The sequence below is a fragment of the Planktothrix prolifica NIVA-CYA 540 genome, from assembly GCF_963864145.1.
Taxonomy (GTDB): Bacteria; Cyanobacteriota; Cyanobacteriia; order Cyanobacteriales; family Microcoleaceae; genus Planktothrix; species Planktothrix agardhii.
Genome location: NZ_CAWLTW010000001.1, coordinates 898483 through 914579 on the forward strand (window position 1 = coordinate 898483; position 16097 = coordinate 914579).

14 protein-coding genes are annotated in these 16097 nt (G+C 38.3%); 7 read left to right on the plus strand and 7 right to left on the minus strand.

The window, feature by feature from the left end; translation table 11 throughout:
- Positions 1-247: hypothetical protein (locus AC559H_RS04175; protein WP_040957837.1), on the minus strand; the 247-nt coding region annotated here is incomplete at its 3' end.
- A 187-nt stretch (positions 248-434) separates the two neighbouring features.
- Between AC559H_RS04175 and AC559H_RS04180 the strand changes: the two genes are divergently transcribed.
- Complete coding sequence (locus AC559H_RS04180) at positions 435-638, plus strand: hypothetical protein (RefSeq protein WP_026793820.1); 204 nt, start codon at positions 435-437, stop codon at positions 636-638.
- Between the two features lie 123 nt (positions 639-761).
- Here the strand turns inward: AC559H_RS04180 and AC559H_RS04185 are convergent, their stop codons facing one another.
- The 6 genes from AC559H_RS04185 to AC559H_RS04210 all read right to left on the minus strand — a co-directional run bounded on the left by AC559H_RS04185 (position 762) and on the right by AC559H_RS04210 (position 8769).
- On the minus strand, positions 762-1034 hold the full coding sequence (locus tag AC559H_RS04185) for a hypothetical protein (RefSeq protein ID WP_026793821.1): 273 nt from the start codon (positions 1032-1034) through the stop codon (positions 762-764).
- Positions 1035-1147: 113 nt separating this feature from the next.
- Positions 1148-1372, minus strand: a complete 225-nt coding sequence (locus tag AC559H_RS04190; RefSeq protein ID WP_026793822.1) for a hypothetical protein — start codon at positions 1370-1372, stop codon at positions 1148-1150.
- A 463-nt stretch (positions 1373-1835) separates the two neighbouring features.
- Positions 1836-2213: a HetP family heterocyst commitment protein gene (locus AC559H_RS04195; RefSeq protein ID WP_026793823.1), complete on the minus strand. Its 378-nt coding sequence runs from the start codon at positions 2211-2213 to the stop codon at positions 1836-1838.
- 30 nt (positions 2214-2243) lie between these two features.
- The gene (locus AC559H_RS04200) at positions 2244-3860 is read right to left on the minus strand and encodes a beta-barrel domain-containing protein (protein WP_051319774.1); all 1617 of its coding nucleotides are present in this window, start codon (positions 3858-3860) and stop codon (positions 2244-2246) included.
- Positions 3861-4447: 587 nt separating this feature from the next.
- Positions 4448-7555 carry an ABC transporter transmembrane domain-containing protein gene (locus AC559H_RS04205; RefSeq protein WP_026793825.1) on the minus strand — a complete coding sequence of 1036 codons (3108 nt, stop codon included), beginning with the start codon at positions 7553-7555 and terminating at the stop codon, positions 4448-4450.
- A gap of 509 nt (positions 7556-8064) precedes the next feature.
- Positions 8065-8769: a YdcF family protein gene (locus tag AC559H_RS04210; RefSeq protein ID WP_026786955.1), complete on the minus strand. Its 705-nt coding sequence runs from the start codon at positions 8767-8769 to the stop codon at positions 8065-8067.
- 16 nt (positions 8770-8785) lie between these two features.
- Here AC559H_RS04210 and AC559H_RS04215 point away from each other — a divergent pair, with 16 nt between their 5' ends.
- From AC559H_RS04215 to AC559H_RS04240, 6 genes are all read left to right on the plus strand, one after another.
- Complete coding sequence (locus AC559H_RS04215; protein WP_051319773.1) at positions 8786-9145, plus strand: hypothetical protein; 360 nt, start codon at positions 8786-8788, stop codon at positions 9143-9145.
- A gap of 85 nt (positions 9146-9230) precedes the next feature.
- Positions 9231-11999, plus strand: coding sequence for an efflux RND transporter permease subunit (locus tag AC559H_RS04220; protein ID WP_026793826.1), 2769 nt, complete (start codon positions 9231-9233; stop codon positions 11997-11999).
- 28 nt (positions 12000-12027) lie between these two features.
- Positions 12028-13017, plus strand: coding sequence for a hopanoid-associated sugar epimerase (hpnA, locus tag AC559H_RS04225; RefSeq protein WP_036833508.1), 990 nt, complete (start codon positions 12028-12030; stop codon positions 13015-13017).
- A 45-nt stretch (positions 13018-13062) separates the two neighbouring features.
- Positions 13063-14073 (plus strand): adenosyl-hopene transferase HpnH, encoded by a 1011-nt coding sequence (gene hpnH, locus AC559H_RS04230; protein ID WP_026793828.1) that lies wholly within the window; start codon positions 13063-13065, stop codon positions 14071-14073.
- Positions 14074-14194: 121 nt separating this feature from the next.
- Positions 14195-15016, plus strand: a complete 822-nt coding sequence (locus tag AC559H_RS04235; RefSeq protein ID WP_026786950.1) for a metal ABC transporter permease — start codon at positions 14195-14197, stop codon at positions 15014-15016.
- A gap of 69 nt (positions 15017-15085) precedes the next feature.
- Positions 15086-16009 carry a hypothetical protein gene (locus AC559H_RS04240; RefSeq protein WP_026786949.1) on the plus strand — a complete coding sequence of 308 codons (924 nt, stop codon included), beginning with the start codon at positions 15086-15088 and terminating at the stop codon, positions 16007-16009.
- The last annotated feature ends 88 nt before the right edge of the window (positions 16010-16097 follow it).

The window sequence follows — 16097 nt, forward strand, 5'->3', positions numbered from 1 at the left end:
CTTCACTAGAAGTAGCACCAGGAATAAACACAGACTCACTACTCTGTTTAACTTCTCCAGTTGGGGAAATTGTTGTAGCTTGACTTTCTCCCCCCGCACCGATGTCATTGACAATAGTAGTGGAACTAGAATTACTCCCTTGAAAATTGGCATCGGGGGAGTTAATTGTAGTGGTCGGAGATACTGTATTTATAGGTTCATCTAGGATAACGGGAATATCGTTAGAATTGTTGGTAATATTGCTCATTGCTGTTACAGAAAATTAAGTAATGTAGTAGCAAGATCATTGTCAAAGTCGGTAACTTTAATAACTTTTTCAAGACAAGCTATTAAATCAAAGTGTAACTAAATGATTTTGATAAATGTTGCCATTTTGGCAACATTAGCTTAATGAATTATTTTATGCTTCATTCTAATAAGTTGGTATTAAAATTATGTCTAACTATAAAGTAGTATTCAAACGCATAGTCTCACCGGATGGTAAAGTTATTGCGGAGGCTAAAAGCATAGTTTCAACATCAGATGATCAAGAAAATGAAATTAGCCAAAGTGTTTTTGTCAATATTTCATCTGTTAATGGTTACAGTCAGGCTAAATCGAGTTCTAGTTCTTCCTCAACCTCTAGTTATCCTAATTAACTTTAGATTAACAAGTTTAAAATAAAAAATTCCCTATTTTATCAGGAATAGGGATTTTTATCTGTTGAATATTTTTACTTAATCAAAAAGTGAATCATTAGAAAAAAAGCCCCTTCACAGAGGTTAACTGGCATAGCTGGAAGCATAGGCATAGGTAGATGTATTTCCATCTGAAATCGCACCAGCTACCGCACCAGCAGCAGAGCCACCATAAGAAGCATATATCGAGTAGCTGTCATCAAATCTTTGAATAATGTAGAAGGCATTGTAACTGGAACTATGATCGGTACTGACAGATTTAGAAGGAGCAGAAAAATAACCGCCACCTTTTATTTCCTGTGCATTAGTACCCGTATTTTCACAAAAACTCAAATTAGCAATGGTGATCTGACTCATAAATTTCTCCAAAAGAATATAAAAACACTGAAAGCTTTCAATGATTAAATTGAATTAGCTTTCAGCGATGGTATTGCAACTAGCTTTATATCCAAACTAAATTCGGAATTTGATTAAGCAGCCGCCGAAGAACTAACAGACTCAGAGTTAGCGGAGGTATAGCTTCCAAAGAACCAGCTAGACCCTTGAGAGGCAGCGGTATAAGTTCTGGTAAAAGTGGAAGCAAAGTAGTTACCGTTTGCATAAGCACCAGCATAAGCATCAGCAAAAACAATACCGCCTTTGATATTGGATGCTTCGTTAACGACTTCTAAATGGTTTAAATCTTGAATAAACATGGTTTTTTTCCTAAAGAATGGTTTACTTGGGTATCAACTTTGTTTGTTTGTTGATGTTTCTAATATAATCTGGTTTCTCTTGCCTGTGTTGCCATTTTGGCATATTTGTAGATTATTTTTTTGGAGTTGAAATCAATAGATGAAAAAGGATTGATTTTGAAAAACCGACCATAAATAAGGCTCTGAAAATCAGAAATAACTTTCAGAGGAGTTCGTTTTATTCAAACTTTAATATTCAAGGTCGTGTAAATGGTATTGTAATTACGTTTCGGAATAATTGTTGTCATTTTGGCAGTTTTTTTATATTTTCCAAAAAAAAACCTGCTTGAACACAGGTTGTATAAAAGATGAAAAGATGTGGAAAAGCGGATTTTTTTAAAAAAGTGAAAAACAGACTCAAAAAAATGATTTTAAACTTAGGCGAACAGAAGGTTAAAGTTGGATCGGTCGTTTAGTGCAGTTTCTAAGGACTATAGAAGTTCTCGACAACCTCTAAATGCCGAAATCCTCCCGAAACCCCCCGACTCAATTCAGGAATAGGCTCCAAATAGGTTAAGTCCCGAACTTTGCCCGCACCAGAAGGTATAGTCTGGGTGTGAGCACTTGACTTAACAGATGTCGGATTACCTTGAGACTGAGAATTAGAATTATTATCCTTAGCCAGTCGGTTATAGGTGCGATAGGGAATATAATGCAGTGGATTATATCCGGCAAAACGCAGGATTAAAACACAAGCCCAAGAATACTTTCCCGATAAAATCGCATCTAGGATTTGTTCAAATTGTTCTTCACTCATCGCTTTAGCGACTTTCGAGTTATTGTAGGAATATTGAGCAGACATTTCTTGCACTCCTAATTAGTAAATAGTGTTCTACAAATCTATGCCATTTTTCTGCAATTGCAGAATGGGATTAAGTAGAATATCCATAATCCGACGACGACGAATAATAATATCCGCACTAGCCGTTTGTCCAGATTTTAACTGAATTTTCTGATCCTTTTGCAAAACGTAGTCTTTTTTTAAGACAATTTCTAATTTATAAACTGACCCGACTGCTTGATCGACTTTTGTATCGGGTGAAATTGAGCGAACTGTTCCTTCAAATACCCCATAATTTTGATAGGGATAAGCATCGAATTTGACTTTAACCGACATTCCGGTTTTCACAAATCCAGCTTTCTCATTCGGGAGACTAGCTGTTAAAATTAGGGGTGCATTTTTGGGCGTAATTTCAGCCACGGTTTGTCCGGGTTGAATGACTTCTCCCACATTAAACACATTCAAGGCAGAAATAACTCCATCAATGGGAGAATAGAGATATCGTTCTTGAAGTTTAGCTTCAGCCGTTGTAATTAAATTTTGAGTATTTGTAATTTGCGCTTTTAATTGAGTTACTTCTAACTCAGTTTGTTGAATTTTTTGCTGGGTTGCGACTTGAATTGTTTTTGCCTCCGCTTGTTTCTGGGCTAATTCCGCATTTAATCGTTCAATTTCAACTTGAGATTGTTTTAATTCTCCTTGAGATTGGGTGATTAATCTTTGTCGATCCCGAAAACCTTGTTCCGCTTGAAAAATCAGTTCTTGGGTACTATTTTTTTCTGATAATTGAGCTTGAACAATGCCTCTTTGTTGATCCCGCAAGTTTTGTTCGGCTTGAAATAATAGGTCTTTAGAAATAGCACCACTTTCTAACAGAGGTTGTAGCCGTTCTAGTCGTTCTTTAGCCGCTGATTCTCCCTCCTGCAATTTTTCAATTAGGCTTTGAGTTTCTGCCTTTAAGGGTTGTAAAGATTCAACTCGTTTTTGAGTTGCTGACGCCTCAAAATTGAGTTGACCTAGTAACCGTTGATTCGATGTAATTTGGCTTTCAACTCGTTCAATACTGGCTTGTTGAGATTGAAGTTGAGCCGTGGCGATCGCGGCTTGGGTTTGGGCTTCTAAATGAATCCGTTCAATTAACCCTTGTTTTTGAGTTAGTTCGGCTTGAAAGGCGGTGAGTTGTTGTTGTAATCCCGCTAATTCTTGGGTGGCAATTTGTCGATCTAGTTCGGCTAAAACCTGACCTTTTTTAACAGTTTGCCCTTCTTTAATCGAAATTAGAGAAACTTTTCCCAACTCAACGGGATGGATTTTGTAAACTTCTCCTTGGGGTGCTAATTTCCCTCTAGCTTGACCGACTTCATCAACGGTTCCGAAATATCCCCATGCACCAAAGGCGATACAAAAAACAAATCCTCCTAACATTAATTGCAGGGGAAAAGACGCCGGGGGTTGATCCAGTAGGGACTGTAAGGCATTTGACCAGTCTGGTTTCGCCGTGGGAACACTAGCTGGAGGAGGAGATTTTTTGGGGATTTTTTGGGGGGGTGCAAGTTGAGGAAAGGGAACAGAACCCGCTATACCGCCATAAATATGATCGGTTAGTTTTGTCTGTTCCAGACTAAATTGCAGATCCTCTAAGTATTCCTCCTGTGAGGTTACAGACAATTGGGAGTCTGAATCATCAGTATTTTTACTGAAGTAGGAGAACAGTTTGTACGGTTTCATAGGGTTATGTAAAAACTGGCTAACTTTAATTGTTTTTTTAAAATGAGATTAGGTCAAATCGACTGTTAACAAAAAGCAGCGACTGATTACAGGTGGTTGAGACTAACAAACGCATACAAGCACCCTATAACCAGTCTCTAGGGTTTAAGTGATCTTACGTTTAGGCCAGTGTTCTTGTTTTTATCAAAATCCTCTGTATTTATACTAGGGTAACTTTTGATTTTAAACTGCCAATTTGGCACATTTGTTACAGAAATTTTTTAAAATAGCAGATCGGAGAAGATGAGCTTAGGATTTGGGGCGGTTTTATTTTTGATGATAAATCCTAAGACCTAACCCCCCAGCCCCCTTCCCGACCTCTCCCTGCCCTCTCCTACAAGGAGAGGGAAAAGGAAGAATATTTTTATTCGGAAGGGGGAGTAATTAATATTTTTAAATCTTTTTATTTTAAGATTTAATAGTAAGAATTCTTCCCCCCTCTCCTTGTAGGAGAGGGGTTGGGGGAGAAGTCACGCAATTGCCCTGGGCTATAAAGCCAGTTGTTGCTGGGCTAAATGGTAATAGAGTCCTTGAGTTGCCATTAGGTGTTCATGGTTGCCCTGTTCAACTAAAATACCTTTGTCTATAACTAAAATACAATCGGCACTTCTCACGGTTGAGAGACGATGGGCAATAATAATCGTGGTGCGATGCCGCAAGGCGGCGGCTACGCCATCTCGTTGCATTTGTTCTAAATTGCGTTGAAAACGGCTTTCACTTTCGGTATCTAAAGAACTGGTAGCCTCATCTAAAATTAGAATTCGAGGACTTCCTAATAAGGCTCTGGCGATCGCTACTCGTTGCCGTTGTCCTCCCGATAAACTTGATCCCCGTTCTCCAACTTTGGTATAATATCCTAAAGGTAAACCCTGAATAAATCCATGAACTTCGGCTAATTTAGCTGCCTCAATTACCTGATCCAAAGTATATTCATCCCGATAAAGAGTAATATTTTCTAAAAGGGTTCCTGAAAATAAATAACAGTCCTGGGGAACAACCCCCATTTGTGACCGTAAAGAAGGGGGGGAAACATGGCGAATTTCATGTCCATCTACATAAATATGTCCGGTTGTGGGATGATACAACCCTTGTAGTAATTTAACTAGGGTGCTTTTTCCTGAACCACTACGTCCAACAATAGCAATGGTTTGACCGGGGGGAAATTTAAAAGAAAGATTTTGCAGAATATTGGTTTCCGCATCTTCTTGATAACGAAAAGTAATGTTATCAAAGTGAATTTCTCCCTGGATTCTTGGTAATACAATTAATTGTTTTTGCGGGGTTTCTTCCGGTTCTTGTTCAAATACATCATTTAACCGTTCTACGGAAATTAATACTTCTTGTAATTCGTCCCATAATCCTACTAAGGCAAGAATCGGACTAATTACATAACCCTGCATCATATTAAAGGCGACAAACTGACCAATAGTTAATTGATCTTGAATTACTAAAGTTGCACCAAACCAAAGTAAGGCTGTACTTCCTATTGAATTAATTAACCCACTGACAAATTCTAAATTAATCCCTAATTTCTGAGCTTTAAACTGAACATTCATCTGTTTGGTTAATTTTTCTTCCCAACGCCAACGTAATTCCGGTTCCGCCGATACCGCTTTCACCGTATTAATTCCGGTCAAAATTTCCACTAAGGTTGAATTTTGATCGGCAGAGGCATTAAATACTTGACGGGAAATATGTCGTAACATTGGCGTTGCTGCTAAGGTTAGAAGAATAATTAAAGGCACAATTCCTAAAATTAAAATTGTGAGTTTCCAGTTGTAATAAAGCATCAACCCTAAATACACAAACCCCGTCAAAACATTCAACGCAGACAACAAAATTTGACCGACGAGAAACCGTTGAATTTTCTGATTTTCTTGAACACGGGTAAGGATATCACCGACGCGGCGGGATTCAAAGAACTTTAATGGAAGTTGTAGGGCGTGGTTAATAAACCCACCAATCAGGGTTAAATCCAAACGATTTGATAAGTAACTCAATAGATATTGTCGAATCGAAGATAACCCTAAACTCCACACGCCAAATAATAACAATCCCAAGGCAAATACATTCAAACTGGTGAGGCTTTTATTCACCACAACCCGATCTAAAATAATCTGGGTTAATAAAGGAGTTACAATTCCAAATATCTGAATTAATAGGGATAACAAAACAATTTGTAATCCCAAAAGCCGATGGGGCCAAATTACCCCGGCAAACCGACCTAGAGAGCGTTTCTGCTCTTTGAGTTCATGGAATTGCTCCGTAGGTTCCAAAAGTAAAGCATAGCCCGTCCATCCGGTTAAAAACGCCTGACGAGAGAGGGTTTTTCTGCCCTCCGCCGGATCAGCAATCACCACTTGATGGCGACGGACTTTATAGACCACAATATAATGATCCCCCTGCCAATGGGCAATCCAAGGGTTTTTTTCGGTTTCTAAACGATTCAAACTTGCCCGTACAGGTCGGGCTTGATAGCCTAAGCGTTCTGAGGTGAGGGTGAGATTTTTTAAGGAGACTCCAGATCTTCCTACATCCGAAATATTACGCAGGCTATTAATACTTAAATATTTCCCCCAATACTGACTAATCATCGCCAAACAAGCGATCCCACAGTCGGAGGAGCTTTGTTGTTGTATAAATGGATACCGTTGCCAAAATCCTCGCCAGACTCGTTGAGGTTTGGGTTTTGGGAAGCTGAGGATTTGGGCGGTTGGGGGAACGATCACCGGGGATGGTTTAACGGTGGCGGGTTGAGGGGACACCGTTATTGTTGTCTGCTGTTTCCGCATCGGAGATTTCCCACCTTGTACAGATGTTATCTGTAAGGTTTCTGCGGGAAGTTGATACACTACTAACTCCGTTGCCGCGCTCCATTCTGGGGGGATGGGATCGGGTTCTCCCCAACTGTCGCCCACCTGGGGAACGGTATCGGCGCCTGTAATTTGTCCTTGATACAGCCAAAATCGGCTCTGTTGGGTTGGGATCGCTGACTGTAAGGGAGTTCCGGCGTTGATGTGGTGTTGGGTGCAGTTGGATAAAAGTTCTTGTAGTCGGTGACTGGCCAACCGTCGCCAGTCCGTTTGGGTTTTGAAGAATAATAACCGTTGTCGGCTTTCGATGGTGGTTTTTAGATGGGTTTGTAGTTGGGTCTGGGCTGGAATTTCGACAAGAGGAATCGAAGCCACAATCACATCACTGGCTGCGATCGCTTGATAAGATAAATTTGAGTATTCCCATCCGGCTTGATCCCCGCCAAAGGTTTCACCGGGTTCAATCACTGAAACTGAAACCTCCCGATTTAGATTTTTGTCCCAGGCTAGGAGTCGGACTCGACCTTCAACGACTAAATAAACCAGGGGTTTTGGATTGGGTTCACTGTTAACTGTTTTTTTGGTAAAAATGGCTATATTATCAATAGAATCTCCTAGTTGAAACGAGTGGAGATGCCAATGTTGACTCCAAGCTGCAAGATTAATGGTATCGACTTGGATTTGTGTTAAGAGATTTTCTAAGGTGGCAATCAATAAATATTGAGAAGTCTTAGGGCTAGGTGTAAACGCCCGATCCCGTTCAGTTAAGTTAGGTTTGATCATGGTTTTGAGGGTATAAATAGTGTAGATTAGCAATCAATGAAGCAGCCCGTAGGAATACAAATTAGGCTTTTCTAGTCCCTTCAAAACCTCCTTCGCAAATGGGAATCTAGCCCCCCCCCTTAGCAAACGGGAATCTAGCCCCCCCCTTAGCAAGGGGGGTTGGGGGGGGTTAACAGTTGTCCGGTGAGATCCCATTGATAAGGGAGACTCCTACAAACAAGAGTCAAGCACCAATTGAGTAAAAACCAAGGTCTAACAGCACCGATTGCTTTTCAGATAATTTAGAGGATTCTGATATTCAATCAAGTTGCCTATCGCCGTAATATCTGTTGGCATAATGACATATTTTAATCACGGATTTCCTGAACTTGAAGCAGATTCTAATAATCTTAATTAAATCTTTAACTCAATCTTTATATTGATGGCTGAAATTTTAGGGCTTATAATACCGATGATAGGTCAGGTTGAGGGACTTTTTTGTCAAAAGTTCATGTAAAGTTAAGCTCTAATTAGGGTTGCTTTTCCTGACAAATTGATTTAGAATCAATCCCACTTTGATATTCACAGCTAAATTTTTCTTGACACCACTTTTTCAGATTCACTTCCTCAAGTTGAGTTAGATTAGAACAGGAGGGTTGAATCACTTGACTTGCTAACGCCCATAAAAAAGTTCGGGTTACATCCATTCCTGTTTTTAGCCACAATTCCCGATTTGCAGGAACTCCGGTTTCTTTTACTGTCTCCACATCTACCCAAATTCCATGAGATCCTAACATAATTTGAGCCATCCATTTTGCCCTGGGTAAATGGGTGGGAGAGGTAATTAATTTAACATGATGAGTCTGCCATTTGCTCAGAATAGGTTGACTATAAAAAAAATTATCAAAAGTAGAATTTGCACACTTTTCTAACCAAACTTGTTGCGTCGGAGCTTGTTCGCGTTCAAATAATTTTAAAATACAGGGATCATCTGATCCGGTTGAAATTAAAATCCGAATATCGGGATTTTGTTTTGCTAGTTCGGTGACATACATTTCCCGTTTAATACTTCCCCCCAGGACGAAAAATGTATCCACAGGTTGCCCGGAGGCGACAGATAGCTTCTGGAATTGATGCCAAACACTACTCGAAAACGTGATCAATAGAATAATAACACCTAGGAGTAAAATTTTTAGGCACAATTTATGTTTTAATTGTAATGGTCGCCAATTCATTTAAAACCAATCCTTTATGAATATTATCAGTCCTTTCGTCGTTGTTCGTCTATTGTATTTTATATTATTCTTGGCTTTAGGACTCTATCCGGTTTCCACCCTGGCTCAAAATAATTCTACTCAACCCAAACCTAAATATCAATATCCCCAAGAAATTGTTAATACTTATATCAGTGGTTGTAGTCAACGCAGTGTTCAAGAAGGTTTAACCCAGCAACAGGCGAAAACTGTTTGTCAATGTACGATTAATCAATTTCAATCTCGGTACAGTTTTGATCAGTTTATAAAAATTTATACTCAAGCTCAAAAGACAAAAGAATCCCCTGATGAGTTTGTGGATGTTGGGATTGAATGTGCTGAAAAATTGCTCCAATAAACTTAATTTTGCAAATTAATTATTTCAGGTTTATCTTAAAGAAGATAATAATTTTTTGAATAATCATTTATTGTCAATCTTTGCTATGATTCAGTCTCCTCTCAAACCTGCTATGCGAGAACAGTTTAATATTTCTCGCGCTTGTATCGCTCATCCTCGAATTGCAATTGGGTTTTGGATTGGGGTAATTATAGCCGGAATTTTGGCATTTAGTCATCTCAAATATGCCTTATTTCCAGAGGTGACATTTCCGGTGGTAATTGTGAGTACCACTGCACCCATTTCTACCGCAACGGACACGGAATTAAAGGTTACTTTACCGATTGAAACGGGGGTAAAATCTATTCCTGGGGTCTATGATTTCCGTTCATCGACTTATCCAGGTAGGAGTATTGTTAGTTTAGCATTTTTAGTGGGAACCAGTTTAGAATCCTCAACAAATCAAGTGGAAACAGCTTTAAAAACTATTCAATTACCTGCTGAAACTACTTATAATATAATTCCTTTAAACTTAAACGAATCAACGGCAATTACTTACGCAATTAAAAGCGAAAGCAAAACCTTAAAAGAATTAACCACAATTACTAAAAGTGCAATTATTCCCCAACTCAAAGATTTACCAGGGGTGTTAAAAGTTAATCTATTAGGAGATGGATTAAGTCGGGAGGCGAAAAAGGATATTGCCTCCTTATCCAGTTCTCAAACGTTAATTCAAGACCCGCAAACTTTAGTTAGATATAATGGGGAAAATGTCTTAGCGTTTCAGGTGGTAAAACGCAGTGATGCCAATACCTTAGAAGTAGTTAATCAAGTTGAAAATACCATTAATAGTATACAAAATAAATTAACAGATGTCAAGCTAATTTTAGCAGAAACCCAAGCCGATTATATTAGAGAAGCTACCAATTCTACAATTAATGAATTATTGTTAGCAATTGTTTTAGCCATTGCCATTGTATTTCCATTTTTAAGGAATTTTAGGGCAACTTTAATTACCGCTTTAGCTATTCCTACTTCTTTATTAGGAACCTGCATTGTGATGGCAATTGCTGGATTCAACTTAGAAACAATAACCCTATTAGCCTTAGCATTAGTAATTGGAATTGTTATAGATGATGCTATTGTTGATGTAGAGAATATTGCCAGATTAATTGATGCTGGAGAAACACCCAGAGAAGCCGCGATAAAAGGAACAGATGAAATTGGGTTAACGGTGACAGCTTCCACCTTAACAATTGTAGCAGTTTTCCTCCCCGTAGCCTTTATGGGAGATGCGTTAGGACAGTTTTTTAAACCCTTTGCTTTAACGATTTCTTCGGCTGTAGTTATATCATTATTAGTCGCCAGAACTTTATCTCCAGTTTTAGCAGTTTATTGGTTAAAACCCGCAAAAAGTAGACCGGAAAATTATACTCCCAAACCCAACCCAATTATCGAAAGTTATCGTCGATTATTGCAATGGTCACTCAGCCACCGAAAACGAGTTATTCTAATCGCTATTTTGAGTTTTGTTGCTGGTTTAGCCTTAATTCCTTTTGTCCCCCAAGGGTTTTTACCGCGACTCGATAGGGGAGAATTTGTGATTAATTATTCCTATCCTCTCCCTCAAATTTCTAATCTTCAACGTAGAGACGAGCCACGGCGCGTCTCCTCCGCCGCCGCGCCAGACGAGCCACAACCCGCCTCTAACTCCAATGATATATTTCAACAGCAAGGAGCGTTTGATTGGTTAACAGATTTAGCCAGAAATCCAATTCAACTATTTCTGAGAAAAACTCGCACGACCGCCGAAAAAATAGAAACGGTGGTTTTGAATACTCCCGATGTTGAAAAAGCCTTAACAATTATTGGAATTAAAGGACAACCAAATAAAGGTAGAATTTATGTCAAACTAAAAAATAATCGTCAACTAACAACCTTAGAAGCTCAAGATCAAATTCGTTCAAATTTGCCCAAAATTAATAACGTTACTATCAGTGTGGAAGATATTCAATTTGTAGAAACAGGGGATGAAAAACCCCTACAAATTGTGTTAGTTGGAGAGGATATTCAACAATTAAATAATATAGCCAAAACCATTAAAGAAAAAGTCGCAAAATTACCGGGTTTTGTGGATGTTCGGGTAACGGGTGAAGAAAATATATCTAATACTATCAACCAAATTGAACGATTTAACGGTCAACGGGCGGCTTATATTACTGCTAATTTAAGCCAAGGTCAATTATTAGGGGATGCGACAAATCAAGTTATTGAGATTGCTCAACCTTTAATTTCTAATGGAGTTACCTTAAAATTAACTGGAGATTCTGCCAGAATTGGTCAAGTTTTAAATAGCTTTCTGGTAACTCTTTTATTTTCTGTTATTTGTATGTTAGGGTTGCTATTCTTATTATTTGGTCGTTGGGTAGAACCTGCGGTAGTTGGGTTAACGCTTCCTTTGTGTTTAGTGGGAGCAATGTTAGCTTTATTAATCACTCAAAGTGATTTTGGCATTATTTCTTTAATTGGGTTGATTTTCCTGTTAGGATTATTAGATAAAAATGTGTTATTATTGATGGATTATATTAACCAATTACGTCAAAAAGGTATGGGTCGAAATCAGGCAATTATTGAGACGGGAGTTGTACGTTTAAGACCCATTGTGATGACTACCGCTTCGACGATTTTGGGAATGTTACCAATTGCGTTAGGATTAGGTGCAGGGTCAGAATTAAGACAACCGATGGCCGTTGCGATTATTGGGGGTTTAATCACTTCTACTTTATTAAGTTTAATTGTTGTTCCGGTTTTAAATACGTTTTTAGAAGATGAATGGTTAAAGATTAAAAAACGATTTAAGAAACAAAGTTTATAGAAATAAACCACAAAGACACTAAGATATAATGAAAGTATTTGTAACGGGTGGAACGGGGTTTATTGGGGCGAATTTAATTAGATTATTATTGCAAAATAATTATGCAGTTCGGGTGTTAGTTCGTCCTGAGAGTAATTTAGATAACTTGAAAAATTTAGAGGTTGAAATTGTTGAAGGAAACTTAACAGATGCTAACTTATCTCAATCTTTAAAAGGTTGTCAAGTTTTATTTCATTGTGCGGCCCATTATTCCCTTTGGCAACGGGATAGATTATTATTAGAACAGTATAATATTATCGGAACTCGTAATATTTTAGCCGCCGCTAGACAAGCGGGAATTGAACGAACAATTTATACCAGTTCCGTTGCTGCTATTGGAGTAAAACCTGGAGTTGCTGTTAATGAAACCTATCAAAGTCCAGTTGAAAATTTAGTTGGATATTATAAAAAATCTAAATATTGGGCAGAACAGGAAGCCCAAAATGCGGTAAAATTAGGTCAGGATATTGTGATTGTTAATCCTAGTACACCCATTGGCCCTTGGGATATTAAACCCACGCCAACGGGGGATTTAATTTTACGATTTCTCCGCCGAAAAATGCCCGCTTATGTTAATACTGGATTGAATTTTATTGATGTTAGAGATGTCGCCCAAGGTCATTTACTGGCTTTAGAAAAAGGCAAAACCGGAGAACGTTATATTTTAGGTAATCAAAATTTAACTTTAAAACAATTCTTAGATTTATTGTCAGAAATAACCGGATTACCCGCCCCTGAAAAAACCATCCCAGTTTGGCTTCCCTTGGGCATAGCGTGGGTCGATGAAATGATTTTAGCTAATTTAGGAAAAAAACCTTCTCTCCCCTTAGATGGCGTTAAAATGTCAAGACAACCGATGTATTATAATCCCTCAAAAGCGGTTCAAGAATTGGGTTTACCTCAATCTTCAATTAAAATTGCCTTGAAAGATGCCGTTAATTGGTTTATAACACAAGGGTATGTTGATGGGTTAGGGTGATTTTAGATTAACCCAATTCTAAATTTATTTAAGGTGAACAAAAAAATGGCCATTCAAATTGAACAAGCAATCACCGTTGGTAAATATTTATTCATGCAACGGTTAATGGGGCGAAAAAAATTCCCCCTAGTGTTAATGTTGGAACCTTTATTTCGTTGTAATTTAGCCTGCTCTGGCTGTGGAAAAATTCAACATCCAAAAGAAATTCTCAAGCAAAATTTAAGCCCAGAAGACTGTTTTAAAGCTGTGGAAGAATGTGGCGCACCAGTGGTTTCAATTCCTGGGGGTGAACCTTTATTACACCCACAAATTGATCAAATTGTTGAGGGTTTAGTTGCTCGCAAAAAGTTTATTTATTTGTGTACTAATGGAATTTTACTTGAAAAAAGTTTAGAAAAATTTAAACCTTCTCCCTATTTAACTTTTAGTGTGCATTTAGATGGTTTAAAAGAACATCATGACCACTGTGTAGACCGAGAAGGCGTGTTTGAAATTGCAGTAAAAGCGATTAAAGTTGCTAAATCAAAAGGATTTAGAGTTACAACTAATACAACAGTATTTGCTGGAACTAAGCCGGAAGAAATGCAGAAATTCTTTGATTTTCTGGAGAGTTTGGGTTTAGATGGGATGATGATTTCTCCTGGTTATAGTTATGAATGGGCACCCGACCAAGAACATTTCCTAAAACGAGAACAAACTAAAGCCTTATTCCGTGAAATTTTATCTCCCTATCAATCAGGTAAAAAGAAATGGAATTTTAATCATAATCCTTTATTCTTAGATTTTCTCATCGGAGAAAAAGACTATGATTGTACTCCATGGGGAAGTCCGAGTTATAGTGTTTTAGGATGGCAAAAACCCTGTTATTTATTAAATGAAGGTTACTATTCCAGCTATCAAGAATTACTGGAAAAAACCGACTGGGAACAATACGGTAAATCAAGCGGAAATCCTAAATGTGTAGATTGTATGGTTCACTGTGGTTATGAACCAACAGCCGCAATAGAAGCGATGAAACTTGAAAATATGGGGCGTTCGATTGGGGCGTTGTTTTAGTTAATTTAGGAGGTTAGAGTCGATTAAGGAGTTACCCCCCTAACCCATTAAAAAGGGGGGAATTTGGAGAAAATATAGCTGACGATTTTCTAGTCTATTCCATTTTCTATAATCAAAAATAATGCTAACAGAATTAATTAAATTGTTTGAATTTGAATTTATGAGAAATGCTTTAATAGCAGGACTTTTAGTTAGTATTGCCTGTGGCATGATTGGCACATTTGTTGTTGTGAATCGGATTGTTTTTATTAGTGGAGGAATTGCCCATGCAGCTTATGGAGGCATTGGTATGGGTTACTTTTTTAAATTTAGTCCCGTATTAGGAGCAATTATATTTTCTGTCATTTCTGCCCTAGGAATGGGGTTAGTATATCGTAAAACCCAACAACGGGCAGATACTATTATTGGGGTGATGTGGGCAATAGGAATGGCAATTGGGATTATTTTTATTGACTTAACCCCTGGTTATAAAGTGGATTTAATGAGTTATTTATTTGGCAGTATTCTCACCGTCCCCCAATCGGATTTAATTCTAATGTTAATCTTAAATATTTTAATTGGGGTGATGATTATTTTATTTTATAAAGAATTAGTAGCAATTTCTTTTGACCCAGTTTTTGCCGAAACTCGGAATTTACCAGTTGACCAACTTTATCTTATGTTAATAGTTGCCATCGCCTTAACCGTGGTGATGGTGATGAAAGTTGTAGGTTTAATTTTGGTGATTGCTTTATTAACTATTCCGGCGGCAATTTCAGGACAATTTGTTAAAGACTTAAAACAAATGATGCTATTATCCAGTATTTTAGGAATAGTTTTTACCACCCTAGGCTTAGGAATTTCCTACTTTCTTAATTTAACCTCCGGTGCAACGATTATTTTAGTCGCGGGTTGTGCTTATTTATTCAGTTTAAGCCTAAAAAATATGATTAAACCAGCTTGATTTGATTCAATTTTCCTGATTTATGTTAAAGTCCTCTGTTGAACCTTGAATCATTCTTTAAATTAACTTATGAAAACAAAAATTGCCCTCTGTTTAACTTCCCTAATTTTAGGCTTTTCTTACCCAGTAAATGCACAGAATCCTAACCCTTGTCCGAATTCTGTTTCTGCTTGTCAAAACTCCAACTCAACAGAAACCGTGGCGATTTTAGAAGATGGTCGGTCTTATGAATATGAAGCCGGACAGGGGATTTATCGAGTTCGCTACAATTACACTGGAGAAAATTGGACTCATGCTGATGTGGCTCCAATTCGGATTAATACTAACAAACCGATTGCAATTTTACCGATGCAATATACTAGCAATGGTGTACAATCCGGGGCCAGTGTTAACGGTGTTTCCGTGGGTCGAATTTGGAATTCTATTACGGTTGAAGAAATGAAACGACGGTTAGAAGCGTTAGGGTTTTATGTGTTAACTCCGACGATTTCTATGTATGGAGAAAATATAGATGGATTTCAAGCTTTAGAACATTTTATTGCCGGAGTTCATAAGGGAAATTCTTCGGTGCAAACGGTGGTTTTAACCGCCGATGCTAATGTGGCAAATGCTGCTAACCCCCGTCCTGGTGCTCAAATGTTAGTTACGGGACTCCATCAACGAGATTTATGGTGGGAATATCGCATCCAAAACCGTTTAGTTGGGTTTTATCAACAGCAGGGTTTAGTTAATATTGGGCCGAGAGTTCGTGGGGGGAAAAATAATCGTGAGGGTCATTCTTTGGCTTGGCATCCGATGATTGAAAGGGCGGCGGAATATAATCCTAAAGTGGCTATTATTGAAGTTGCCCAGGCCGCAGAAATTATTCAACGGGCGGGGTCTATTCAAGCCGGGAGACAATGGGCGACCCCTGTATTTGACGGTGTGGCTTTAGGAATGGCGGAAGAAGCCTGCGCTACAGGGGCGAAATTAGAAATATGTAAGGGGCAGTAGGGGAGCAGGGGAGATAGAGACAGATTCTTTTGTGACCTCTCCCCCAACCCCTCTCCTGCGAGGAGAGGGGGGAATTTTTGCTAATATT